This is a genomic window from Ruegeria sp. ABM4_193 (assembly GCF_056158705.1).
Genome location: NZ_JBSWTT010000001.1, coordinates 937,088 through 963,012, shown reverse-complemented (window position 1 = coordinate 963,012; position 25,925 = coordinate 937,088). Strand labels below are relative to the sequence as shown.

Genomic DNA, 25,925 nt, shown 5'->3' with positions numbered 1-25,925 from the left:
GTCGCTCAGTTAGTTCGAGGCGACCTGATAGCTTTGCGGCAGACCCGCATATTCGTCGATCGCGCCCTGAAGCCATGCGTCGTAAGCTTCCTGGCTGACCACTTTGACGGTGATCGGCATATAGGCGTGGTCCTTGCCGCAGAGTTCGGAACACTGACCGAAGTAAACGCCTTCTTTCTCGGCTTCGAACCACAGTTCAGCCAAACGTCCGGGCACGCCGTCCTGTTTCACGCCAAAGGACGGGATGGTCCACGAATGGATCACGTCGGATGCGGTCACTTGCATCACGATAACCTTGCCAACCGGTACGACCACTGCGGTATCGGTGGCCAGCAGCCATTCGTCGTCGCTGTAACCCGCATCTGCCAGCTTGGCGCGCATGGCATCATCCAGAACAAATGGGGTCACGTCCGCATCTGCAGGGCGCGCACCTTCGTCCAATGTGGCCGGGTGGCCCAGCAAGTAGCTGTCGAACGCAAAGTCGTGATCGACATATTCGTAGGTCCAGTACCACTGGTTGCCCACAACTTTGATGGTGATGTCACCTTCGGGAATTTCCTGTTGCTTGAACAGAACCGGCAGCGAGAACGCGCCAATGAAGACCAGAATCAGGATCGGACCGAGGGTCCAGGCAATCTCGACCGGGGTATAGTGCGAGAATCGCGCCGGGGTCGGGTTTGCACGCTGGTTGTAACGTACGATGCAGTAAAGCAGCAGGCCCGCAACAAACAGACAGATTACGGTGATGATCACCAGAATCATTGTGTCCAGCCGCTGAATACCATCGGCCAAGCTTGTGGCCGCAGGCTGGAAGCCCATACCGCCATCGACCGGCTTGCCAATAATCTCAAGCTCCTGAGCCATGGCGGGAAGGCTGGAGAGGGCTGTCATAAACCCTGAAAGCATCAAAGCATTCTTCATGTTCTGTCCTGATCGTTTGATCTTTGCGTCCCTGGCGAAAAGGTGTGAATCGGTCGCACCTCTCCCGTTGTCTTTGGCCGCGTTAAAAACCATATTCCGTCGGGTAGATAAAGCAAAATGCTTGCGTCAAACAGACGCTATTTTTGATCTGGATCAAACCCGAAAGGTCACAACCCATGTCCGACGCCCCTTTTCGCCCGTTTGAAAGCGCCCTTCCGCATGATGAGGCGTTGTCTATTCTGCAATCGGCGACCGCCGGGGCCGAAGACGGAGAACTGTATGTCGAGCGTCGCAAATCCGAGTCCTTGGTGTTTGATGACGGGCGTCTGCGCACCGCGTCTTACGATGCGTCCGAGGGATTCGGGCTGCGCGCAGTTCAAGGCGAAGTGGCCGGTTACGCGCATTCCACAGAAGTGTCGATTCCCGCTCTGAAACGCGCGGCCGAGACCGCGCGGCTGGCCGTTGGGGACGGTGGCGGGACGCTGGCCGAGGCACCCCGGTCCACCAACACGCGCCTCTACACCGACGAAGATCCCATCGACTCTGCCGCGTTTCCGGTCAAGATCGAAACCCTGCGCGAGATCGATGCCTTTGCCCGCGATATGGACCCGCGTGTGGTGCAGGTCAGCGCTATGATCTCAGCCGCTGTTCAAGAGGTCGAGATTCTGCGCCCTGACGGCGTGATGGTGCGGGATGTGCGCCCGATGACGCGTGTGAATGTTTCGGTGATCGTTGAACAGAACGGACGCCGCGAAAGTGGTTCGGCAGGTGGCGGTGGCCGCGTTGGCCTGAGCGGGTTGATCGATCCGAAGGACTGGCAGGCCAAAGCCCGTGAAGCGTTGCGCATTGCGGTGGTCAATCTTGATGCGGTTCCAGCCCCTGCGGGGGTGATGGAAGTCGCGCTTGGCCCAGGCTGGCCGGGTATTCTGCTGCACGAGGCCATCGGCCACGGGTTGGAAGGGGATTTCAATCGCAAGGGCAGCTCGACCTTTGCCGGTCTCATGGGACAGCAGATCGCCTCAAAAGGTGTAACCGTAGTCGATGACGGCACGATTGCTGACCGCCGAGGCTCGATCACCGTGGATGATGAAGGCACACCCAGTTCGCGCACAGTGCTGATCGAGGATGGCATTTTGACTGGCTACATGCAGGACCGTCAGAACGCGCGTCTGATGGGCGTTGCGCCTACTGGCAACGGGCGGCGGCAGAGCTACGCGCACAAACCCATGCCGCGTATGACCAATACGATCATGCTGGGAGGGGAGGCTGACCCTGCGGCCTTGGTCGCGGATATAAAGGACGGCATCTGGGCCGTGGGTTTCGGCGGCGGACAGGTGGACATCACCAACGGCAAGTTCGTCTTCTCCTGCACCGAAGCGTATCGGGTGGAAAACGGCAAGATCGGCGCACCCGTCAAAGGAGCTACACTGATTGGTGACGGACCGTCTGCTTTGAAACGGATCCGGGGGCTTGGCAACGACATGGCGCTGGATCCCGGTATGGGCACCTGCGGCAAGGATGGACAATGGGTGCCGGTGGGGGTCGGACAGCCAACTGTGCTGATGGACGGTCTGACCGTAGGCGGCTCAGCGGCCTGAGTCGGAAAAGTATGGAAAACACGGATGCAGGGTTAACCTTGCACCTGTACGCCTTACCCTCTGACCGCAAGCCTCATTCTGCGCTGGGGTATCCGAATTTATTTTAATTCATATTTTCCAACGCTTTAGGGAGTTTTTGACAGCACGTTCGAAAAAATATGCCTTTAATTTTCTACGATTTACAGGCTGTTAACCCGCCCTCTTGTAAACCAGTTTTGCAACAAGGCGGAGCACCGGATGACCGAAGAGCAGCTTTCTTCCAATCACCCCCCACTCCCACCCACCACGGAAGAGGACAGGTTTTCGTGGCTTCGCCTTTTGCGCTCTCGCAAGGTTGGTCCGGCGACGTTTCGCCGGCTTCTACGGGAACATGGCTCGGCGCAGAACGCGCTGGCTGCGCTGCCCGAAATAGCACGCGCCGCCGGAATAGAAGGGTATGAAATCTGCCCCCCCGGCGTGATCGAGGCGGAACTCAAGGCCGCAAAAGCCGCCAAAGCGCGGCTTTTGTACCTTGGGTCCGCTGATTTCCCAGCAGCCTTGAATGATCTGAACGATGCGCCCCCGATGCTGTGGGCGATCGGCAACGTATCTCTGCTGCAGCAGCCAGCTATTGCAATGGTCGGCGCGCGAAACTGTTCCTCGCTTGGCGCACGGATGGCCCGAGGGTTGGCGACCGATTTAGGCGGCAAAGGACATGTCATTGTCTCTGGCTTGGCCCGAGGAATAGATACGGCAGCGCATATTGCAGCCCTGACTTCCGGCACCATTGCTGTCATGGCGGGCGGCGTGGATGTGATTTACCCGGCAGAGAATACAGAACTGGCCCATGACATCGCCTCCAACGGGCTGCGCCTGTCGGAACAACCGATGGGCGTGACACCTCAGGCCCGGCACTTCCCTCGTCGGAATCGGATCATCTCGGGCCTTGCGCAGGCCGTAGTCGTGGTCGAGGCTGCGGCCAAGTCCGGCAGTCTGATCACAGCACGCGATGCCCTGGATCAGGGGCGCGAGGTTCTGGCCGTTCCTGGCCACCCGTTCGATGCGCGGGCCGCCGGGTGCAATCTGTTGATTCGGGATGGTGCTACTCTGGTGCGGTCGGCAGAGGACGTGATTGAAGCCCTGCCGCAAAAGGACGACCTGTTTTCACGTAAGCCTGATCAGCCCCCTGCCCCCGCCGCACCAAGGTCCCAAGACTTGCACGTTCAAATCCTCGAACGGCTCGGCCCCTCACCTATCGCAGAAGACCAATTGCTGCGCGACATTGCGGCTTCGGCTGGTGAGCTTGGCCCCGCATTGGTCGATCTGGAACTGGATGGACGAATCCAGCGCCAGCCCGGAGGTCTGCTGTCGCTGGCGGGCTGATCGAACCGCCCACCGAGACCATGGCATCGGCCTATCTAACGGCACGAGAGCTGTAATAGTTGCCTGAAATCACGTTGCTTTTCAGCCTGCAAAAGGAACGCATTGACAATTCCCGCTTGCCCCACACATTTTGCACCACCATAGAAGGCGCCAAATTCGTCGAGCGAGGTTTCCCCTTAAATGCCTGTAGTTGTTGTAGAATCTCCGGCCAAAGCAAAAACAATCAACAAATATCTCGGCCCCGACTACACCGTTTTGGCCTCTTACGGCCATGTGCGGGACCTTCCTCCGAAGGATGGATCGGTTGATCCCGAGCATGAGTTTTCCATGAAATGGGAAGTTGGCAATGACAGCCGCAAGCATGTCAAAGCCATCGCTGACGCGCTGAAAGAAGACAACGCGCTGATCCTTGCAACCGACCCTGATCGTGAAGGCGAGGCGATCAGCTGGCACTTGCAAGAAGCTCTGACCAAGCGCCGTTCGATCAAGAAAGATACGCCGGTCAGCCGCGTAACGTTCAACGCCATCACCAAAGAAGCAGTCACCCAGGCAATGCAGAACCCGCGTGAGGTCGATATGCCGCTGGTCGAGGCCTATCTGGCCCGCCGCGCGCTGGACTATCTGGTGGGCTTCAACCTTTCTCCCGTCCTTTGGCGCAAGCTGCCCGGGGCAAAGTCCGCTGGTCGCGTGCAATCCGTCTGTCTGCGCCTGATCGTCGAACGCGAGATGGAGATCGAGGCGTTCAAGCCGGTTGAATACTGGTCGGTTAAGGCGCTTTTCGAAACACCGCGCGGCCAGACCTATGAGGCGCGGCTGGTTACGCTAGCCGGGAAAAAGCTGGATAAACACGATCTGGCCAACGCCACGCAGGCGGAACTGGCGGTGCAGGCGATCACCAGTCGTGCGCTGAGCGTCACATCGGTCGAAGCGAAACCGGCAGCCCGCAACCCCAGCGCGCCGTTCATGACGTCAACCTTACAACAAGAGGCCAGCCGCAAGTTCGGCATGGGTGCGCGCCACGCGATGCAGGTGGCGCAGCGGCTATATGAAGCCGGGTACATTACCTACATGCGAACCGACGGCATCGACATGGCCCCCGAGGCCGTGGCCGCGACCCGCGATACAATCGCGGACCGCTATGGCGCCGAATATGTGCCAGACAGCCCGCGCATGTATAAGAACAAGGCAAAGAACGCACAGGAAGCGCACGAGTGTATCCGCCCAACGGATATGTCACGCGACGCAAAGGCGCTGAAGGTCACCGATGAGGATCAGCGCAAACTTTATGACCTGATCTGGAAACGCACCATTGCCTGCCAGATGGCCGCCGCCCGGTTGGAACGTACCACCGTCGAGATCGGCAGCGATGACGGGCAAGTCGGCCTGCGTGCCACCGGTCAGGTAGTTCTGTTTGATGGCTTCATGCGCGTTTATGAAGAAGGTCGCGACGATGTAGCCGATGACGACGAAAAGCGCTTGCCGCAGATCATGCAAGGCGATCCGGCACGTTTTGCCAAAACCTCGCTGAAAGATCAGTTCGCGAAAGCCGAAGAAAAAGCCGCGATCCTGTCCGAGAACGAGGCCGTTCTGGCGTTGCAACACCACACCCAACCGCCGCCCCGCTATACCGAAGCCACCTTGGTTAAGCGGATGGAAGAGCTTGGGATCGGGCGTCCGTCAACCTATGCCTCGATCGTGACGACGATTCAGGACCGGGAATATGTGCGCAAGGACAGGAACCGGTTAATCCCCGAAGAAAAGGGCCGGATCGTTACGATCTTCTTGCTGAACTTCTTCCGGCAATATGTGGGTTATGAATTCACAGCCAATCTGGAAGAAGAGCTGGACGACGTCAGCGCCGGAGACCGCGATTACAAGGACCTGCTGGGCAAGTTCTGGCGCGATTTCTCGGCCGCAATTGGCGAGACATCCGAGCTGCGAATTTCGGAAGTGCTGGACAAGCTGGACGAAGCGCTGGCGCCGCAGCTGTACCCGCCGCGTGAGGATGGATCGGACCCGCGCATCTGCCCGAAATGCGGTACTGGCCAACTGCATCTCAAAACCTCGCGCACCGGGGGGTTTGTGGGCTGCGGCAACTATCCCGAATGTACCTATACGCGCCCCATCGCAGGTGAAGGTGCCGAGGGGGACGAACGTTTGCTGGGCGAAGATGGGGGGGACGAGATCTGGCTGAAATCCGGTCGTTTCGGTCCTTATGTTCAGCGCGGCGAACCCACGCCCGAGAACAAGAAGCCACCGCGCGCCTCTCTGCCACGTGGTTGGAGCAAGGATGACATGGATCTGGACAAGGCACTGACGCTGTTGTCCCTGCCACGTCAGATCGGCGAACACCCGGAAGGTGGCATGATCAGCTCGAATTTCGGGCGGTTTGGCCCTTACCTCATGCATCAGCTGCCGGAAGAGGCAAAGCCGGTTTACGCCAACCTCAAAGACCCAAACGATGTGTTCGAGATTGGCATGAACCGTGCCGTTGAAATGCTAGCCGAAAAACGCGCCAATCCAGGGCGCGGGCGTCGGGCCGCTGCCAAACCGTTGAAAGAGTTGGGTGAACACCCCGACGGCGGCGCAATGCAGGTTCTAGATGGGCGTTACGGGCCTTATGTGAAGTGGGAGAAGGTCAATGCGACCATCCCCAAGGACATCAAGCCCGAAGACGTGACGCAGGAAATGGCCATCGAACTGGTGAACGAACGCGCCGCCAAGAAAGGCACCAAGAAAAAGGCAGCCCCAAAGAAGAAGGCTGCAGCCAAGAAGACAACCAAGAAGGCGGCGGAATAGGTAGAAATACCAACACCCCCTTGGTTTCATTGACTTCCCCATGACGTGGCGGCACAACCTGCCCATCACCATGTCATTGGGGGAGTTTTCCATGAAGAAAGTCTATGCCAATGCCTCTGAAGCGCTCGACGGAGTGCTGTCGGATGGCATGCTGATTGCCGCAGGCGGGTTTGGCCTGTGCGGCATACCGGAGTTGTTGCTTGAGGCCATCAAGGATTCGGGCGTCAAAGACCTGAGCTTTGCATCGAACAATGCCGGTGTGGACGATTTCGGAATCGGCATCCTGCTGCAGACCAAGCAGGTCAAAAAGATGATCAGCTCATATGTCGGCGAAAATGCAGAATTCATGCGCCAGTATCTGAGCGGTGAGTTGGAACTGGAATTCAACCCGCAAGGTACTTTGGCTGAACGGATGCGCGCTGGCGGCGCTGGTATTCCGGGCTTTTACACCAAAACCGGTGTGGGCACCGTTATCGCCGATGGAAAGGAACACAAAGACTTCAACGGCGAGACCTACATCCTTGAAGAAGGCATCTTCGCCGATTTGGCCATCGTTAAGGCGTGGAAGGCGGATGACACCGGAAACCTCGTGTTCCGCAAGACCGCCCGCAATTTCAATGTGCCCGCGGCGACCTGCGGAAAAATTTGCGTGGCCGAAGTAGAAGAGATTGTGCCACGCGGCTCATTGGATCCGGATTCAATTCACCTGCCCGGCATATATGTGCATCGCATCATTCAGGGCGATCACGAAAAGCGCATCGAACAACGCACCACCCGCAAGAAGGAGGACGCATAATGCCCTGGGACCGCAATCAGATGGCCGCGCGCGCGGCAGAGGAACTGGAAGACGGCATGTATGTGAACCTCGGCATCGGGATCCCGACGCTGGTGGCGAACTATGTGGGTGACAAGGACATCACCCTGCAATCCGAAAACGGCATGCTGGGCATGGGCCCCTTCCCGTTTGAAGGCGAAGAAGACCCGGACCTGATCAATGCGGGCAAACAAACGATCACGGAACTGTCCCGCACCGCCTATTTCGACAGCGCCACATCCTTTGCCATGATCCGTGGCGGCAAGATCGCTGCGGCGATCCTGGGCGCAATGGAAGTGGATGAAAAAGGCGACCTAGCAAACTGGATGATTCCCGGCAAGCTGGTGAAAGGCATGGGTGGCGCGATGGACCTGGTCGCTGGTGTCGGCCGGGTCATCGTTGTGATGGATCACACCAACAAGCACGGTGACAGCAAGGTTCTCAAAGAATGCACCCTGCCCTTGACGGGTAAAGGGGTGGTCGATCGCATTATCACCAATCTGGGTGTGCTGGATGTCGTCGAAGGTGGGTTGAAGATCGTCGAACTGGCCGATGGGGTCAGCGAAGACGAGATGCGCGCTGCGACCCAAGCGACGCTTGTCTCTTAAATGCACAAAGGCCCGCCGGATCAAGGCGGGCCTTATTCAGTTTGAGGTCTGGAACACGCAACCGTCAGAAATCAGATCGGGCGGCGTGGCACACAAGGCCTTTGCGATCTGGAATGCCGCCAGAACTTTGGGCACGTAGTCCCGAGTTTCCGTGTAAGGTGGAACGCCGCTATGTTTGCGCACTGCCCCTTCACCCGCATTATAACCGGCCAAAACCAGAATCGGATCGTTCCCGAACTCTTCCATCAGCCAATTGAGGTATTTCACACCCCCGGCGATGTTCTGGTCTGGCTGAAGGCTGTCTTTCACACCAAAACGAGCTGCCGTGGCGGGCATGAGCTGCATAAGGCCCTGCGCGCCTGCGGAACTGATCGCATCTACCCGTCCTGCCGACTCGACCGAGATGACTGCCAGGACAAGTGCGGGCGAAACATTCGTTCCAACAGTTGAACGCAGAATCTCTTTGCCCTGCTGCTGCGCAATATTCTGGAGCGTTTGCAGGCGGGGCGAACGGACGTTGGTCGCAGCAAGGGCGGAAATAGCCGCATCCAGGCGCCCGGCCCCACCTTGGGCGATCTCTGGCGAGATCCTGTCCCAAAACGCCTTGTACGAGCCTTTAGGATCACGCTTAGGCTTCAAATCCGGCTGAACAGGTTGGGCAACTTCGGTGCGCGCAATAACTTCAGGCACCGAAATCTCAGCCCCTGTACTGGGTGCTGAGGGCTGCGTCGCATGTTCTTCTGCAGTAATCTGTACAGTCACCCGAGGGCGCTGCCCCGGTTGGGGCGCCTTGATCCGTTTGTACACGCCGCGCGGTTCAACCTCGGTCGCATCTACAGATGTGACACCCGATACGAGAAACGCCAGTACACCGGCGCATTGGAGTGCGGTCCGGAGATTCATTTGCCTGCCTCATGTTTTCTTTTTAGGCGATTTGAACCCCGAATCTTCGCGCAATGCCAGAAAAACAAAGCGAAATGGGGCAATTTCGCCTCATTTGACGCAATTTTGCACCGCCCAGGGAAGTGCGAAGCAAATCAATCGATATTTTATTTGTTATTTTTCAATTGGTTACTAATTTTCTAACCAAAAAGTTAAGTTGCACGGAAAAAAATCTGCGTTTGGCCCAATTCCTGCCACGCCTCACAGGCAAACATAGATGCATACCGAGACGGACGGGAGCGGACTGAGAGAGGAAGCTCTGGAAGACGCCGAGGTTCATTAGACTTATTTAGATCCTTTAGGAGGGACGTAACATGATCAAGTTCATCAAGAACTTCCGCAAAGACGAAGACGGCGCAGTAACAGTTGACTGGGTTGTTCTGACCGCAGCAGTCATCGGCCTGGCCGCCGTTGCATACAACCAGATTTCGGCAGGTGCCACAGGTCTGGCGACCGACGTAAACACCGCGCTGAATGCTGCATCGCTGAGCACCGGCAGCAACACCACCACCGGTGGTATCACTGGCGAAGGCACCAACTAAGCTTTTGCTTTAGTAAGGTATCGGGACCGCGCCTTTTGGCGCGGTCTTTTTTTGTGATCACTCGCAAGACCAAACAACTTGAACGTCGGCTGGTGACCCATGTGTGCGTGCCGCGCTGAGGCTCGCACCACAGTATTTGCAATCAAATTTTAGGACAGGCCGCATCAATAAAGCATCTGGCAAGCTGAGAGGGCTGCGTTTTTTTCGAAATCAATTTTTGGCCTGATTTCCGCCATGCAGATGAACCAGTTGTCGGCGAGTTTTTAATAAACGACGAAATGATATAAGTATTGGAGAGAAACTCATGTTCAGTTTCCTAAATCGGTTTGAGTCCGACGAAGCGGGCGCTGTGACAGTTGATTGGGTGGTATTGACTGCTGTGCTCATAGGATTGTCGGGCGCGACCTTTTTTGTCATCAGCTCAAGCGTTGACGGCTTGGGCGGCAACGTCAACGAAGCCATGAGTACATCTGTAGTCAGCACCGGCTCGAACAGCACGCCCGGTGGCCTTGTAACAGAGGGCACCGCAGGTGGCGGAAGCTAAAGCTCGGCCGCATTTTGCCTAAAGCAGTCTAAGCTGGTCACGGTTATCGGCGCGAAAAAACGCGACGTCCTTTAGGACGTGGCGTTTTTGCATCCGCCGCGAACCTATTCCGCTCGAATAGCCTAACGACTCGAGCAAAAAATTGTGCGGATTTTGACGGCGAAACTGACAAACAGACATATTTGTCCCACATTTCGACACAATTTGCTTTTAAGACATAGGCTGTTTCAAAACGACCTATTGGCCGTTTAGTGTTCGACAAAACAAAATAAAGAGGTACTCGCATGCGAGCGGTATTCGGACTTGTCCTGATTGTCGGCGTAGCTTTGGCCGGTGGCGCAGTCTATATGGCGCGCAACTATATCTCGGCCTACCAGAACGAGCTTGCCCGTCAAAGACTGGCCGCAGAAGAGGCTCTGGCCAATGCCCAGGTCGAGGTGATTCCAACTGTAACTGTCTATGTCTCGAATCGTGCGCTGAAATATGGCGAACGTCTGACCCAAGAAGACATCCGTGCTGTGGACTGGCCGGAAAACGCGATTCCGGAAGGCACTTTCTCGGAACTCACCGCATTGTTCCCTGAAAGCGGCCCTACTGAGCGTTTCGTTCTGAGAACGATGGAAAAAGACGAAGCGATCATGGCTGTCAAAATCACCGAACCCGGTGAAAAGGCGGGGCTGACCTCGCGCCTGGAAAAGGGAATGCGGGCCTTCGCAATCAGCGTCGATGTTGCCTCGGGTGTTTCCGGCTTTCTGCGCCCAGGTGACAATGTTGACATTTACTGGACCGGCACCAGCGGTACCATTGAAGGAAATGGCAGTGGCGGTATTACCAAATTGATCGAAACCAATGTACAGCTGATCGCAGTCGACCAAACAGCAGGTTCAGACGTAGCCAATACGACAATCGCGCGAACTGTCACTGTTGCGGTGACTCCTCAACAGGTCGCCGCGCTGGCCCAAGCCCAGAATTCAGGGCGACTATCCTTGGCATTGGTTGGCGTCGCCGATGAATCTGTTGCGTCAACGATCGAGGTCGACCAGCGCAAGCTGCTTGGTATTCAAGCTGCTGCCCCTGAACCAGAGAAAAAGGTTGAAGAGGTTTGCACAACCCGCATCAGACGCGGCGGTGAGATCGTCAACGTGCCAATTCCCTGCACAAACTGACGCCAATTCAGAACCTTACTAGATCAGAGTCGTACCTTGGGTGCGGCTCTTTTTTTATGATTGTTGCCAATTCTCCACATAAGGAACATTCCAGAAACCATTGATTATTGCAATAAATTTGGAATTCGCGCAGTCTGTTTTCCTATAGGGCATAAGACCCAAAAAAACGAGGCGTGATCGGAGAGGCAGGTCACATGACAATACGTTCCTGGATCAGCGCAACCCTGCTGGGGTTGTCGCTTGTTGTAAGTCCGGTTGGCGACGCCGCCTGGGCTGAAACTTTGCGCGTGGTAAAAAAGGGTACAGTGGAAACACTGGATGTCCCCATGAACCGCGCAATCGTCGTTGAAAGCGAGCAACCCTTTGCCGAGCTCAGCATTGCAAATGCGGGCATTGCGGATATCTCGTCATTATCGGATCGAACTATTTATGTTCTGGGCAAGGCCCCCGGCCTGACGACGCTAACCCTGTTTGACGGGGCCGGCAACTTGTTGGCCAACGTACGCGTACGCGTTTCGCCCGACGTTACAGAGTTTAAAGAACGTCTGCGTCAGATTTTGCCCGATGAACCCATTGAAGTTCGGACCGCAAATGATGGCATCGTCTTGTCCGGGACAGTTTCAGGCGCGGCCAAACTGGCACGCGCGCTAGAATTGGCCGAACGCTACGCGCCGGAGCGCGTTTCGAACCTGATGTCGGTCGGTGGCGTTCAGCAGGTTATGCTGAAGGTTCGGTTTGCCGAGATGAATCGCTCGGTCGCAAAAGAGCTTTCTTCGACGCTTTCTATTAACGGCACTGACTTTGTCGGTGGTTTCAATCCGCAGAACCTTGTTCCCCCTGTTCAGGTTGAAAATGGCGTCTTGTTGTTTGGTTTCGGCGTCGGTTCAGCCCAGGTCAACCTGCTGCTGCAAGCGCTCGAGACGAAGGGCCTTGTTCGCAGCCTCGCTGAACCCAATCTCTCAGCGCTTTCCGGGCAGGAAGCAACCTTCTTGGCTGGTGGTGAGGTTCCGATCCCTGTTCCGCAGGATGACGGCGTCGTTACGATCGAGTTTAAGCCTTTCGGCGTTCAGATGGCGTTTACTCCACGGGTTGTGGACGGTGACCTGATCAATCTGGAGATGGGCACATCGGTCTCAAGCATCGATCCCGGCTCGAACTTCACGATCAACGGAGACACCGTTCCGAGCTTTATCGTGCGTCAAGCCAAAACCACAGTTGAATTGCGCGACGGGGAGAGTTTTGCCATCGCAGGGCTTCTGCAGGACAACTTTGTAGACGAGGCCAATCAAGTGCCATGGCTTGGAGATGTTCCAATTCTGGGAGCCCTGTTCCGTAGCGCTAATTTTCAACGTGACCAAAGTGAACTTGTGGTCATTGTCACCGCGCATCTGGTGTCTCCGACCCGGGGTGAAGCGCTGGCGCTACCAACTGATCGCGTCAAACCTCCCAGTGAATTTGATCTGTTCCTGAATGGGAAAACCGCGCGCACGACCCGCACGGGCGCAGGTGCTGCATCCGAAGTTGCCAAACAGAGCTTCGGAAGCTCTTACGGCTACGTCTTAGATTGATGAGGAGGACAGACCAATGAACAAGTGGATCATTACACTGGGTCTTACGGTCGCCGTCTCGGCATGTACCCGTGAGGCTGGCTATGAAGCTGATCAGGGTGCTTTTGGCAACGCGACACTGAACAACACGCAGGTCCTGAATGGTGAACTGACTTACGCTCAGATTCTGAGCCGTCGCTTTGCCGCTGATGTGCCGAGCCAGGTGAATTTTGCATTTAACAGTTCACAGCTGGACGCGTCAGCACAGCGAATCTTGTTACAGCAAGCTGACTGGATCAAACAGTTCCCTGAAGCTCGCTTCCGGGTTTACGGCCATACAGACGCTGTGGGTTCGACCAGCTACAACCAAAGCCTTGGTCTCCGCCGCGCGCAATCTGCAGTTAACTTTCTGGTGCAACAGGGGATTTCAAGATCCAGGCTTGAAGCCGTCGTTTCGTTCGGCAAAAGCCAACCTTTGATTGCAACGCAAAACCGCGACCGCAGGAATCGCCGAACCGTGACTGAAGTTTCTGGCTTCGTTGATGGCCGCATTCAGAAGTTGGACGGCAAGTATGCCGCCGTCATCTACCGCGAATACGTCGAAAGCGCCACGCGCGAGAGCTACATCGACTCAAGCACCACGGAAGTATCCGAATAAAGTGGATAATTCATCCGGAATGGGCGGCATCGTCGCCCATTTCCCTACAATTGGTTCTTTTGCGCCCAATTCTCGCCCAACTTCAAAGCAACATTGTGAACAATAGGGTGACCTGCGGCCAAATTTGACCGTATTGGGGCGACAGCACATCAATTTGGCGGATTTCGTTCATATGACATGCTGAGCCCTCACGACGAGGATAGTGTTTATGACCAGCGCGACGCCGCAAGATGACGAAACAGCAATTTTGGCCTGCACCATCAGCCGGGATGTCCAGAATTTCGATCTTTTGATCGAAGACATGGAGGCCATTCTGGGAGAGCGTTGGGGTGATCTGGGCTTTGCCGAGGCGCTGGCCTTTTTTAGCCAACCAGAAGCTGAAACACTTGAATTCGTAGCATTGGCTATCGACGGCGAGGATGAAGACAGTCTCTCGCTGATGGGTGAGATCATCACACAAGCCAAGGAAAAGAAGATCAAAGTTGTCCTGATCGCCGAGGATGTAACTCCCGCCTCGCTGCATCAACTGCTGCGTAAGGGCGCTGACGAATTCGTCCCCTACCCGCTTCCGGAAGGTGAATTGCAGGAAGCGATTGAGCGGATGAAACAGCCCGACCCCGTAGTAGTCGCACAGGCCGCCGCAGTGCCTTTGGCTAAAGGGGACTCAAAAGAGGGCGCGTTGTTCGTTGTACACGGACTGGCTGGCGGTGTCGGCGCGACCACTATGGCCGTCAACCTGGCGTGGGAGCTTGCCTGCGCGTCGGACAAGGATGCACCGTCTGTTTGCCTGATCGATCTGGATCTGCAGTACGGGACCGTGTCCACCTATCTGGATCTTCCGCGGCGCGAAACAGTCTTTGAGATGTTGTCAGACACAGAGTCGATGGACAATGAAGTTTTCTCACAAGCCCTTCAAACATATGAAGAAAAGCTACAAGTACTGACAGCGCCGTCCGATATGGTGCCCTTGGATCTGATTACGCCAGACGATATTCAGCGTGTCATCGATATGGCCCGTGCGCATTTTGACTACGTGATCGTCGATATGCCAAAGACGCTGGTCCTGTGGTCCGAAACTGTCTTGCAAGCCGCACATGTGTACTTCGCTATGATCGAACTGGACATGCGTTCCGCTCAGAATGCACTGCGTTTGAAACGCGCCTTGCAAGCAGAAGAGCTGCCGTTCAACAAACTGCGCTTTGCGCTGAACCGCGCGCCCAAGTTTACCGATCTCAACGGTAAGAGCCGGGTAAAGCGTATGGGCGAAAGCCTTGGTATCTCAATTGATCTGCAATTGCCCGACGGGGGCAAACCAGTCATGCAAAGCGGTGACCACGGTCTCCCGCTGGCAAACTCGGCCGCCAAAAATCCATTGCGCCGGGAAATTGCGAAACTGGCGAAATCGCTTCACAGCCTTGGTAGCAGCAGCGCCGAAGAAGCTGCGTAACAACTTACCAAAGGGGTACCTGCCGTGTTTTCAAGATATAAAAAACCGTCCGCTGCACAGCCCGTGAAAACGCCGGCACAAACTGCCGAGCCGGCAGCGCCCGTTGCAGAGGCCCCCGCGACTACGACTGCGGTTGCACGCAAACCCCAAAAGAAGAAACCCGGCGAGGTTGCGGGTTCTGATCGTGATCGCAAACGCAAGGAACGGCTGGGCGAGATCAAAATCGAACTGCACCGGGAACTGCTGGAGAACCTGAACCTTGCCGCGTTGGAAAACGCGGGCGAAGCTGAATTGCGGGCTGAAATCAGCGCAATTGCCAGTGAGGTGCTGGAAACCAGGAATATTGTTCTGAACCGCGAAGACCGGTCACAGTTGAATAAGGAACTGTATGACGAGGTGACGGGTCTCGGCCCGCTCGAAACTCTGCTGCAGGACGATACGGTCAACGATATTCTGGTGAACGGCCCCCAACAGATTTTCGTGGAACGCGCCGGTAAGCTGGAACTCAGCGACATTACGTTCAAGGACGAAAAACACCTGATGCGGATCATCGACAAGATCGTGTCCGCTGTGGGCCGTCGTGTCGACGAATCAAACCCTTACGTTGACGCCCGACTGGCGGATGGATCGCGTTTTAACGCCATGGTTCCACCAATTGCCGTGGATGGATCGCTGGTTTCGATTCGTAAGTTCAAGAAAGACAAGCTTGGCATCGACGATCTGGTCAATTTCGGCGCGTTCACCGAAGAAATGGCAGCATATTTGCAAGCCGCAGTGTCAACCCGCCTGAACGTGATCGTTTCCGGCGGTACCGGTTCGGGTAAAACCACGACGCTGAACGCGCTTTCCAGTTTTATCGATGATGCCGAGCGTATTCTGACCATCGAGGATACGGCAGAACTTCAGCTGCAACAGACACACGTGGGTCGGATGGAAAGCCGTCCGCCCAACGTGGAAGGTAAAGGCGAAGTCAGCCCACGCGACTGCCTGAAAAACGCCCTGCGTATGCGCCCTGACCGCATCATCGTGGGTGAGACGCGTGGCGCGGAAGTGATCGACATGTTGCAGGCGATGAACACCGGCCACGATGGATCAATGACCACGATCCACGCCAACTCGGCCCGTGACGGGATTTCGCGTCTGGAAAACATGATCGCCATGGCCGGGATCGAAATGCCGATCAAGGCCGTCCGCAGCCAGATTTCGTCCGCTGTGAACTTGATCGTACAGGCAAGCCGTCTGCAGGACGGTTCGCGCCGCATGACCTCGATCACCGAGATTACAGGCATGGAAGGCGATGTGATTTCGATGCAGGAAATCTTTCGTTTTCAACGTGTTGGCCTGACACCCGACAATAAGATCATCGGACATTTCACCGCAACCGGCGTGCGCAGCCACTATTCGGAACGCTTCCGTTTGTGGGGCTTTGATCTGCCTGCGTCGATCTACGACCCAACCACAATGTAGGAGAACCGGGTATGCAATTGCCTATGGAGGCGATCATTTATGTCGCCATCTTTGTGGGGGTTCTTGCCCTGGTTGAAGGGATTTATCTTGTCGCCTTTGGCAAGTCCATCAGCCTGAACAGCCGAGTAAATCGCCGCCTGGACATGTTGGAAAAGGGTGCTGGGCGCGAACAGGTGCTGGAACAGCTGCGCAAAGAAATGCAGCAGCATATGAAATCGCAAAGCATCCCCTTGTACTCCCTGCTCGCGGACAAGGCTCAGAAGGCGGCGATTGCATTTTCACCTCGCCAGTTGATCATGATCATGGCTTTGGTGTCCGGCGTCGCTTTTGTCGGGCTGAGCATCGGTACAGCCACAGATACCGCGCTGCGGGCAGCAATCTCGATCGCGATTGGTATCGGCGGCGTTTACGCGTGGGTCAATCACAAGGCCAAGAAACGTATGAGTATGATCGAAGAACAACTGCCTGACGCGGTTGAACTGATGGTCCGCTCGCTGCGCGTCGGCAACCCGTTTGTTTCGACCATTCAAGTGGTTGCGAATGAAGTTCAGGATCCGCTTGGTACCGAATTTGGGGTCATTGCGGACGAATGCGCCTATGGCCGCGACGTTGGCGAGGCGTTGAAAGACATGGCCGAGCGCTTGGACATGCAGGATCTACGTTTTTTGGCCGTGGCTGTTGGCATTCAACAGCAATCAGGGGGTAACCTGGCCGAAATTCTGGCCGGCCTCGCCCAAGTGATCCGGGCTCGCTTCCGCCTCTTCCGCCGGGTAAAGGCCATCACCGCCGAAGCGCAGTGGTCCGGCAAGTTTCTGTCCGGCTTTCCCGTCGCCTGTTTGATCTTCATCCTGGTCAAGGATCCCGGGTACTACGACGACGTTATGGACCACCCTTGGTTTATCCCTGCGTGTTTCGTAGTCGGCATACTTCTGACGCTGAACCTGATTGTCATGAAGATCATCACCAACATCAAGGTCTGAGGACAGCCAATGGAATTTCTGACGCGAATCAATGACCTTTTGACCCAGAACTTGGGTGAGTTTGGGCCGCTCATAGCTGTGGGTATCCTCGGCTTGCTTTTGATTATCGTGGCCGTGTTGCTGATGATTAATCAGCCTGAGGACCCGCTGAAAAAGCTGCAAAGGTCGAACGTTGCCCCCAAAAAGCAGACCAAAGACAAGAAAGAGCGTTTGCGTAATTCAAGCCGCAACGAACAGCTTGAGAAATTCGCAAACTTCCTTGAGCCTAAGAACGAGGAAGAATATTCGGCGGTTGAGTTGAAGCTGCGTCAGGCTGGGTATCGATCAAAGGACTCGGTGCGGTTTTTCCACTTTGCGCAGTTTGCGCTGGGCATTATTGGCATCCTGGTCGGAGTACTTTTGATTACGGTCTTTTCCAGCGGTCAGGAATTCACCGGTCAACAGATGATAATCCGGGTGTTTGTTCCAGCTGCAATTGGCTATTATGCTCCCAAATACTGGATCACACGCCGGGTGGCCGAGCGGCAGGAAGCGATTACCGCAGGCTTTCCAGACACGCTTGACCTGATGCTGGTTTGCGTTGAAGCCGGACAATCGCTGGATCAGGCGATCGTGCGTGTCGCCAGCGAAATGAATACATCTTACCCGGAAATTGCGCAGGAGTTCGAAATCGTCGCCCACGAAATGAAGGCCGGTAAGGACAAAGACACGGTTCTGCGGGACTTTGGCACGCGGTGTGGGGTCCAGGATGTGACCTCATTTGTCACCGTTATGATCCAATCGGCCACGTTCGGTACATCCATTGCCGAAGCGCTGCGGGTTTACGCTGGCGAGATGCGCGATAAACGGGTCATGCGCGCCGAAGAAGCTGCTAACAAGTTGCCGACCAAGATGAACTCTTGTCACAATGATGCTGACAGTTCCGCCACTGCTGATCATTCTGGTCGGCCCGTCGGCAAACGTCATTTCGAGTTTTGGTCGCTAGGGCGGATAGAACCCTATGAAAACTGACTTCAGGTGCTTCCCTTTCGGGGTTCGCCGAATACTCTGGGCCACCACGGTTTGCGCTGTGGTGGTTTCCTGCACGGAAGGGCCGTCATCTAACGGCCTGGATGCACCGGGTGTTGATCACAACGCCCAAGCCGAAGACAGCATGGCGGTTGGCAACAGACTAATGGCCGCCGGAGAATATGAACTGGCATTGAAGTCTTTTTCCCGCGCGGCCCTGGATCAGGGCATGACGACGCAGATCCTGACGTCTCTGGGAACGGCAAATCTTGGCTTGCGACGACTGGGCCAGGCTGAAACGCTTCTGCGCCGCGCTGTAGAGGACGACCCTGACTGGCCGGTTGCCTGGAACAATCTGGGCGTTCTGCTGATGGAAAAACAGGAATACCCCGAGGCCGCACAGGTGTTTCAACGGGCGTTTGCGTTGGACAATGGCGAAAGTGACGCAATCCGGGACAATCTGCGCTTAGCACTCGCAAAAATGGAAAATCCTGTTAATACTACTGTTCAAGAACAAGAATACACGCTGGAACAGCAGGGCGATGGGCAATTTACGCTCCGCAAGATCCAGTAATTGAGGCAAGAGCAGTAAAGGACGCAAAAATGCGCCAGCAATTCTTGATTCCGACTGTCATTTTCAGCGGTCTGATCCTTTCGGCCTGTGCACAGGAAACCGAAGAGGAAAAGGTTGAACGCACCTTTCAAGAGGTGAACGTCATTGACGAAACCAACCTGAACGATGTGCTACTGTCCGCAGCTGACCCAAATGAGGCTGTGACCTATTTTCAGGGCGCCGCGCTCAAGAACCCCGACAGGATCGATCTTCAGCGCGGACTGGCGGTTTCTCTAAGCCGGGCAAAACGCACGACCGAAGCCGCCGCCGCCTGGAAACGTGTGACGACGATGAAGGGTACGAACGCCTCTGACAAAGTCGAATACGCAGATGCATTGGTACGCAACGGTGACTGGACACAGGCCAAGTCCGTTCTGGATTCCGTTCCACCCACCCTTGAAACCTTCAAACGGTATCGCCTTGAAGCGGTGGTCGCGGATTTACGCAAAGAATGGAAGCGGGCGGATCACTTTTATGAAACCGCTGTCGGTCTGACCACTCGGCCAGGCAGCGTGATGAACAACTGGGGTTATTCAAAACTGACCCGCGGTCAATATGCCGAGGCCGAACGCCTGTTCACTGATGCCATCCGTCAGGACAGCTCTTTGTTCACTGCCAAAAACAATCTGGTCCTCGCCCGGTCGGCACAGGGAAACTATAGCTTGCCCGTCGTTCCGATGAGCCAGATCGAACGCGCACGGCTGCTAAACACGATGGCCATTTCGGCGGTCAAACAAGGCGACGTGGCAACCGCCAAGAACCTGTTCCGCGAAGCGATCGCAACCCATCCGCAGCATTTTGACGAAGCGGTCCGCTCGCTTCGTGCGCTTGAAGGGGCTTGATACATGCTCATCCCCGCAGCCGCCGCGGCTTGGTTTTTGCCGTTTGTGCTGCCGATCTGTTTTTATGTAGCCTTCACCGATATGCGTGACATGCGGATCAAAAACCACGCAGTTTACGCGCTGGCGCTCGTCTTTGTGGTGGTTGGATTGATCGCACTTCCGCCCTGGTCCTCGGAATGGCTCAGCGGAAGTCTGGGGCCTTTGTCTGTGTCGCTACCGGTTTATGGCTGGCAACTGCTTCATATCGTTGTGGTTTTGCTATTAGGCATCATTCTAAATGCTGCAGGAGCCATGGGCGCAGGTGACGCCAAGTTTATGGCGGCAGCGTCAGCCTTTCTCTGGTCGAACGACTTCATGGTTATCGTAATGATCCTCATGGCCTGCATTCTGGCTGCTGTTGTCACACATCGGCTGGCCAAGCACACACCGCTGCGGGCCATTGCACCACATTGGGAAAGCTGGGATCGTGGCAAACAGTTCCCAATGGGTCTGGCTCTGGCAGGCTCACTGGCCATGTATCTGATTTTGGGCACTGTTCTCGGATCGTAAACTATCATCAGCACGCCTTGCGATTGCCTTTGTCCCGCCACAAAGCTGGGTCATTTTTCCTCCAAACCGCCCCCATTCGGGCATTTGGCGTGACAATTTGACGAACGAGCAACGCGCATGAATATGCAGACTTCCGCAGTTATGGCCCCCCCTGCCCCAAAAGGCCTGGGTGAAATGAGACTTCCGCTGGTGATGATGCGGGACATTATGCTGAAAACCGTCTTCCGCAAAAATGCCAGCACCGTTTCTGAAATCGCAGAAGCCATCTGTCTGCCTGGTGCTGTGACGCAGGAATTGGTCGACATAGCACGTGACCAGAAGCTGCTGGAAGCGACCGGAACGCTGAATGCCAACAGTGGTAACGAGATGGGGTATCAGCTGACCGATGCCGGCAAGGCCCGTGCATTGGACGCGCTCAGCCAATCAGAGTATTTCGGCGCAATGCCTGTTCCGCTGGACGTGTATCGCGAGCAGGTCAAACGCCAGTCTATCCGCAACATCCAAGTCACCCGAGAGCAACTGGTTGGTGCAATGGGTCATCTGGTTCTGCCCGACAGTCTGCTGGACCACTTGGGCCCTGCAGTAAGCGCGGGCCGGTCGATCCTTATGTACGGCCCTCCGGGTAACGGTAAATCCTCGATTTCGAACGGTATCCGCGACGCGCTTGGGGACAACGTCTATGTGCCTTACGCCATCGAATATGCCGGTCAGGTGATCACCGTCTATGACCCGATCGTACACACTGCGATCGATCAAGAGCCAGACGACCCCAACAGCCTGCGTCGCCGCAAACGGTTTGATTCGCGCTATGTCCAATGTGAACGACCCACGGTTGTGACCGGTGGTGAACTGTCGCTGAGCATGCTGGATCTGGTCTACAACCCGACCGCTCGAACATATCAGGCCCCACTGCAGCTGAAATCGACCGGCGGCATCTTCATCGTGGATGACCTTGGCCGTCAGGCCGAACCACCACAGGCGCTGGTGAACCGTTGGATCGTTCCGCTGGAAGAGAACAAGGATATCCTTGGGCTGCAATCGGGTGAGAAATTCGAAGTGCCGTTTGACACGCTGGTCATCTTCTCGACCAACTTCCACCCGAACGAGATCTTCGACCAAGCGGCGTTGCGCCGGATCTTCTTCAAAATCAAAATCGACGGTCCGAACCAGGAAAACTTCCTGAAAATCTTTGCCATGGTGGCCCGCAAACGCGGAATGCCGCTGGATGAGGCAGCGCTGGTGCACCTGCTGAAGGTCAAATACCCGACCATCAACAACATCTACGCAAATTATCAGCCGATCTTCCTGATCGATCAGATGATCTCGATCTGCGAGTTCGAAGGCATCCCCTATCAGATGAGCCCCGAACTGATCGACCGTGCTTGGGCCAACATGTTCGTAAAAGACGAAAAAATCGTCAAATAACGCCATGCCAATTCCTCCGCCGGGCGGGTAATCTGTGTTCATGACGCAGATTCCCGCTCGGATTGGCACATGGTTTTCCGCCAAAGGCTGGTCCATTCACCCGCATCAGCATGAGATGTTCAACCGGGCGCAAGACCCCGCGACCTTGCTGATCGCGCCGACGGGTGGCGGAAAGACCATGGCCGGGTTTCTGCCAACATTGGCAGAGCTTTCTGACGGCCTTCATCGCGGGCTGCATACGATTTATGTTTCACCCCTCAAGGCACTGGCGGCGGACATTAAACGTAATCTGCGTACGCCTGTGGACGAAATCGGCCTGCCCATCCGGATCGAGGATCGCACAGGCGACACCTCAGCCACTCAAAAGAAACGCCAACGCGTAGATCCGCCTCATATCCTGCTGACAACGCCCGAAAGTCTGGCCCTTTTGACCTCTTACGAGGATGCGCCACGTATGTTTGATGGGGTGCAGCGGATCATCGTTGATGAAATTCACGCGTTGGCAGAAAGCAAACGCGGTGATCAGCTTATGCTGGCCTTGGCGCGTCTGCAGCGCCTCAACCCCGATCTGCGCCGCGTTGGTTTGTCGGCCACGGTCGAGGACCCTGGTGCAATTGCCCGTTTTCTTGCTCGCCATCCTGACCCATGCCAGATCGTGCAAGCAGATCCCGGCCCGGACCCGGACATCCGAATGTTGGAAACGGTCGAGATGCCGCCGTGGTCCGGTGGTGGCGCGGCCTATGCGATCCCCGCCGTGCTCGAACAGGTCCGGCAACACAAAACTACGCTGATCTTTCACAACACCCGCGCGCAAGCCGAAATCTTCTTTCACAACTTGTGGCTGGCAAACGACGACGGCCTGCCGATTGGCATCCATCACGGCAGCCTGGACCGGCAACAGCGTGAGAGGGTTGAGGCTGCGATGGTCCGGGGCGATCTGCGCGCCATCGTTTGCACAGGCTCTTTGGATCTGGGCATTGATTGGGGCGATGTGGATCTGGTGATTCAGATCGGCGCACCAAAGAACGTCAAACGTCTGGTGCAACGGATCGGACGCGCCAATCATCGCTATAACGCGCCGTCCAAGGCCCTATTGGTGCCTGCCAACCGGTTTGAGGTGGTCGAATGCATCGCCGCTCTGGAGGCCGCAAAAGCCCATGATCTGGATGGTGAACCGCGTGGTCCCGGCCCTCGCGATGTCTTGTGCCAACACATCCTGATTGCCGCCTGTGCCGGACCGTTCGACGCCGACGACCTTTACACCGAGATGTCATCTGCCGGGCCTTTTGCAGGATTGGCCCGGCCCGCGTTTGACGCGTGTCTCGATTTCTGCGCCACCGGTGGCTACGCACTCAGGGCTTACGACCGTTGGCAGCGTTTACAACAGCGTGCCGACGGGCAATGGCAGTTGCGTGACCTCCGCGCGGCTTCGCGCATTCGTATGAATTTGGGGACGATTCAAGACACAGACACCCTTAAAGTACGTCTTAAACGCAGCCGGGGCGGCAAGCCGTTGGGAGAGGTTGAGGAAGCTTTTGCAGCCTCATTAACGCCCGGCGACACCTTTTTGATTGGCGGGCAAATCGTGCGATATGAGGGCCTACGCGAAATGGTGGTCGAGGTCAGCCGCCGCGCTGATCGCAAGCCTAAGATCGCGACCTTCTCGGGCACGAAATTCGCGACCTCTACCCAGCTCAGCGACCGCATTCTGCGCATGTTTGCCCAAAGGGACTGGCCGCAACTGCCCTCTCATACTGCGGATTGGTTAGCCTTGCAGCGGCAGATCTCGCGCCTGCCCCAGCGCGACCGCTTGCTGATCGAAAGCTTTCCAAGCGACGGCCGGGAACATCTATGCGTTTATGGTTTCGCCGGCCGCAACGCGCAACAAACACTCGGCCTGCTGCTGACCAAACGGATGGAGGATACCGGCCTGGCCCCGATGGGCTTTGTTGCGACTGACTACGCCACGCTGATCTGGGGTCTGGATGCTGTCACCGACCCTACCCCGTTGTTTCAACGCGACGCGCTGCGCGACGGGTTGGACACCTGGCTGGCTGGCAATGCCGTGATGAAACGCACCTTTCGCGCTTCTGCCACCATAGCGGGTCTGATCGAACGCAATACGTTAGGACAAAGGAAAAGCGGGCGGCAGGCGACGTTTTCGTCTGACATCCTTTACGATACCCTGCTGAAATACGATCCTGATCACCTGCTGATGCAGATCACCCGTGAAGAAGCCATGCGTGGACTGGTTGATTTTGGCAGGATCGAAGCCATGCTGGATCGGATCGGCGACCGTGTGGATCTGCTCCGCCTGGATCGTGTCTCGCCGTTGTCTGCTCCGTTGTTTCTTGAGGTCGGGAAAGTGCCCGTCAAAGGCGCGGCAGAGGAGCGTTTGCTGGCCGAGGAAAGCGCGCGTCTGATGCAGGCGGCCGGTCTTGATCAGCTTTGATCCCCTTGCGCCGGATGCAAAAACGCGTCAAGAACGTATCATGAACATATGCGAGTTTTCTTTAGCAGGACAGCGTCTCGTCGCGTTGCCATCGGGCGCACTGTGGTGGCCCGAGCGCCAACTACTGTGCGTCTCAGACCTGCACCTTGGTAAGTCCGAACGAATGCTGCGGCGCGGTGGACCCGCATTGCCCCCTTATGACACAAGCGAAACATTGGATCGGTTGGCAGATGACTTGGAACGCACCAACGCGGAAACTGTTCTATGTTTGGGTGACAGCTTCGATGACCTTGAAGCCGCGCGGGCGTTGCCTTCAGCGGAAAGGCTTCGGATTTCTACATTGCAGGCCGGGCGCAAATGGATATGGATCGAAGGCAACCACGATCCTGGGCCGATTGAGCTGGGCGGTACACACTTGTTCGAATGGCGCTGCGATCCGCTGGTCTTTCGCCATATCGCAGAGGACCATCCGCAAGGAGAAGTCTCTGGCCATTACCACCCAAAAGCGCAAATTCGTGTGAAAGGAAGACATATCTCTCGGCCCGCTTTTCTGTTGGACAGCAACCGGTTGATCCTGCCAGCTTACGGTGCTTTCACGGGTGGGTTGCGCAGCTCAGACCGGGTTCTGGCCGACCTCATGGACCAGAATGCAACAGCAATCCTGACCGGCCCGCACCCGCACATGATACCGATGCCGCGCTGAGGTCAGATCAAACCGTCCTGTTCCAGCATTGGTTTGTACTTGCGACTGACGGGAACCAGATCGCCGTTGACCAGCTTTAGAAAAGTCTTGCCGCCTGTTTTCTCTACACCAGTGATGGAGTCATCAGTCACCCAATGTGAGCGGTGCGAGCAATGACCGGGAACCGGTTCCATCTCGGCGATGGCATCCGTAAACCGTGACCGGAGCGTAAAAACACCTTCTGAGGTCACGACATCCACATTGTGATCCCGAACAGTCAGGCGATAGATCTGCCCATCGAAATCAGGCGGCAAACGATTGACAAGTCTCGGTTTTTCATCCTTGAACGTAGGTGCCACTGCAGCCTGCAATTCATGACGCTGCACAAAAACCAGACCTGTGGCCAACAACACCCCATAAACAGCCACGGTTTGCGCCCCCGGTGCCATTTGGCCACCACAAGTGAACAAGATCCACGCCAACAGCCAAAGCGACGGCGTAAAAATTGTCAGGATCAGAGCAGCGAAGGCTAAATCACGGGCTGGAATGTTTAACAGCAGAGGGCTGTTTAGCATCAGTTTCCGAACCAGCCCGGTTACAGAAAGCGCCAGAACCATCACCCCGACCCAAAATAACAGACGCAAACCAAAATTTAGCTCGGATACAAGAAAAGGTGGAAACGCATAGGCCAGCAAAGGAAGAAAAACCACACCCGCTGTAACTCTCTGCGGAGTACATGCATTTCGAATTAAACTTAACTTAGACGTCATACTGCTTTTGTACGTACATTGCCCGAGTGCAATACACACAAGGGAAACTAACCTGTAAACAACTGAGAATACGGGCTTATCACGATTTTTCAAGCTGGGGAAGTCATTCAAAATCCGATCGCCCCTGACGCTTTGGGGCAGTCCGATCTTATATTGCGCTCAAGGGACGGGTGTCGGGCCGCTTAGCAC

The 25,925-nt window shown here is 56.0% G+C and carries 22 protein-coding genes and 1 pseudogene; 20 read left to right on the top strand and 3 right to left on the bottom strand.

What is annotated here, in order from left to right:
* Positions 1-9: 9 nt before the first annotated feature.
* Positions 10-921, bottom strand: a complete 912-nt coding sequence (gene coxB, locus ACXADZ_RS04815; protein WP_171094153.1) for a cytochrome c oxidase subunit II — start codon at positions 919-921, stop codon at positions 10-12.
* A gap of 176 nt (positions 922-1,097) precedes the next feature.
* Between coxB and tldD the strand changes: the two genes are divergently transcribed.
* The 5 genes from tldD (at position 1,098) to ACXADZ_RS04790 (ending at position 8,102) form a co-directional block, all read left to right on the top strand.
* Positions 1,098-2,519 (top strand): metalloprotease TldD, encoded by a 1,422-nt coding sequence (tldD, locus tag ACXADZ_RS04810; protein WP_475193123.1) that lies wholly within the window; start codon positions 1,098-1,100, stop codon positions 2,517-2,519.
* 237 nt (positions 2,520-2,756) lie between these two features.
* Positions 2,757-3,881: a DNA-processing protein DprA gene (gene dprA, locus ACXADZ_RS04805; protein WP_475193121.1), complete on the top strand. Its 1,125-nt coding sequence runs from the start codon at positions 2,757-2,759 to the stop codon at positions 3,879-3,881.
* A 180-nt stretch (positions 3,882-4,061) separates the two neighbouring features.
* Positions 4,062-6,680, top strand: coding sequence for a type I DNA topoisomerase (gene topA, locus ACXADZ_RS04800; RefSeq protein WP_475193118.1), 2,619 nt, complete (start codon positions 4,062-4,064; stop codon positions 6,678-6,680).
* A gap of 91 nt (positions 6,681-6,771) precedes the next feature.
* Positions 6,772-7,476, top strand: a complete 705-nt coding sequence (locus tag ACXADZ_RS04795; RefSeq protein ID WP_171094159.1) for a CoA transferase subunit A — start codon at positions 6,772-6,774, stop codon at positions 7,474-7,476.
* Entirely contained in the window at positions 7,476-8,102 is a 627-nt protein-coding gene (locus ACXADZ_RS04790) for a 3-oxoacid CoA-transferase subunit B (RefSeq protein WP_050603192.1), read from the top strand. The genes ACXADZ_RS04795 and ACXADZ_RS04790 overlap by 1 nt, the downstream gene beginning before the upstream one ends.
* A 36-nt stretch (positions 8,103-8,138) precedes the next feature.
* Here the strand turns inward: ACXADZ_RS04790 and ACXADZ_RS04785 are convergent, their stop codons facing one another.
* Complete coding sequence (locus tag ACXADZ_RS04785) at positions 8,139-9,005, bottom strand: lytic transglycosylase domain-containing protein (RefSeq protein ID WP_475193109.1); 867 nt, start codon at positions 9,003-9,005, stop codon at positions 8,139-8,141.
* Positions 9,006-9,358: 353 nt separating this feature from the next.
* On the opposite strand from ACXADZ_RS04785, the gene ACXADZ_RS04780 reads away from it, so the two are divergent.
* The 15 genes and pseudogenes from ACXADZ_RS04780 (at position 9,359) to pdeM (ending at position 24,987) form a co-directional block, all read left to right on the top strand.
* The gene (locus ACXADZ_RS04780) at positions 9,359-9,586 is read left to right on the top strand and encodes a Flp family type IVb pilin (protein WP_171094161.1); all 228 of its coding nucleotides are present in this window, start codon (positions 9,359-9,361) and stop codon (positions 9,584-9,586) included.
* 304 nt (positions 9,587-9,890) lie between these two features.
* Positions 9,891-10,130, top strand: a complete 240-nt coding sequence (locus ACXADZ_RS04775; protein ID WP_475193104.1) for a hypothetical protein — start codon at positions 9,891-9,893, stop codon at positions 10,128-10,130.
* A 284-nt stretch (positions 10,131-10,414) separates the two neighbouring features.
* Positions 10,415-11,296, top strand: coding sequence for a Flp pilus assembly protein CpaB (cpaB, locus tag ACXADZ_RS04770; protein WP_171094162.1), 882 nt, complete (start codon positions 10,415-10,417; stop codon positions 11,294-11,296).
* 194 nt (positions 11,297-11,490) lie between these two features.
* The gene (locus ACXADZ_RS04765; protein ID WP_171094164.1) at positions 11,491-12,864 is read left to right on the top strand and encodes a type II and III secretion system protein family protein; all 1,374 of its coding nucleotides are present in this window, start codon (positions 11,491-11,493) and stop codon (positions 12,862-12,864) included.
* A 16-nt stretch (positions 12,865-12,880) separates the two neighbouring features.
* On the top strand, positions 12,881-13,501 hold the full coding sequence (locus ACXADZ_RS04760) for an OmpA family protein (protein WP_171094167.1): 621 nt from the start codon (positions 12,881-12,883) through the stop codon (positions 13,499-13,501).
* A 208-nt stretch (positions 13,502-13,709) separates the two neighbouring features.
* Positions 13,710-14,948, top strand: coding sequence for a CpaE/TadZ family protein (locus ACXADZ_RS04755; protein ID WP_475193094.1), 1,239 nt, complete (start codon positions 13,710-13,712; stop codon positions 14,946-14,948).
* 24 nt (positions 14,949-14,972) lie between these two features.
* A complete protein-coding gene (locus ACXADZ_RS04750; RefSeq protein WP_171094170.1) occupies positions 14,973-16,415 on the top strand; it encodes a TadA family conjugal transfer-associated ATPase in 1,443 nt (480 codons plus the stop codon).
* Between the two features lie 11 nt (positions 16,416-16,426).
* Positions 16,427-17,395, top strand: coding sequence for a type II secretion system F family protein (locus ACXADZ_RS04745; protein WP_475193086.1), 969 nt, complete (start codon positions 16,427-16,429; stop codon positions 17,393-17,395).
* 9 nt (positions 17,396-17,404) lie between these two features.
* A pseudogene (locus tag ACXADZ_RS04740) lies at positions 17,405-18,380 on the top strand (type II secretion system F family protein).
* A 15-nt stretch (positions 18,381-18,395) separates the two neighbouring features.
* Positions 18,396-18,977 (top strand): tetratricopeptide repeat protein, encoded by a 582-nt coding sequence (locus ACXADZ_RS04735; protein WP_171094176.1) that lies wholly within the window; start codon positions 18,396-18,398, stop codon positions 18,975-18,977.
* A gap of 29 nt (positions 18,978-19,006) precedes the next feature.
* Positions 19,007-19,858, top strand: coding sequence for a tetratricopeptide repeat protein (locus ACXADZ_RS04730; protein WP_475193079.1), 852 nt, complete (start codon positions 19,007-19,009; stop codon positions 19,856-19,858).
* Between the two features lie 3 nt (positions 19,859-19,861).
* The gene (locus ACXADZ_RS04725; RefSeq protein ID WP_475193075.1) at positions 19,862-20,407 is read left to right on the top strand and encodes a prepilin peptidase; all 546 of its coding nucleotides are present in this window, start codon (positions 19,862-19,864) and stop codon (positions 20,405-20,407) included.
* A gap of 117 nt (positions 20,408-20,524) precedes the next feature.
* Positions 20,525-21,832 (top strand): ATPase, encoded by a 1,308-nt coding sequence (locus ACXADZ_RS04720; protein WP_475193070.1) that lies wholly within the window; start codon positions 20,525-20,527, stop codon positions 21,830-21,832.
* A 40-nt stretch (positions 21,833-21,872) separates the two neighbouring features.
* Positions 21,873-24,284 carry a ligase-associated DNA damage response DEXH box helicase gene (locus ACXADZ_RS04715; protein ID WP_475193065.1) on the top strand — a complete coding sequence of 804 codons (2,412 nt, stop codon included), beginning with the start codon at positions 21,873-21,875 and terminating at the stop codon, positions 24,282-24,284.
* A 40-nt stretch (positions 24,285-24,324) separates the two neighbouring features.
* The gene (gene pdeM, locus ACXADZ_RS04710; RefSeq protein ID WP_171669280.1) at positions 24,325-24,987 is read left to right on the top strand and encodes a ligase-associated DNA damage response endonuclease PdeM; all 663 of its coding nucleotides are present in this window, start codon (positions 24,325-24,327) and stop codon (positions 24,985-24,987) included.
* Positions 24,988-24,989: 2 nt separating this feature from the next.
* Here the strand turns inward: pdeM and ACXADZ_RS04705 are convergent, their stop codons facing one another.
* Positions 24,990-25,847 carry a LytTR family DNA-binding domain-containing protein gene (locus ACXADZ_RS04705; RefSeq protein ID WP_253762724.1) on the bottom strand — a complete coding sequence of 286 codons (858 nt, stop codon included), beginning with the start codon at positions 25,845-25,847 and terminating at the stop codon, positions 24,990-24,992.
* Between the last annotated feature and the right edge of the window lie 78 nt (positions 25,848-25,925).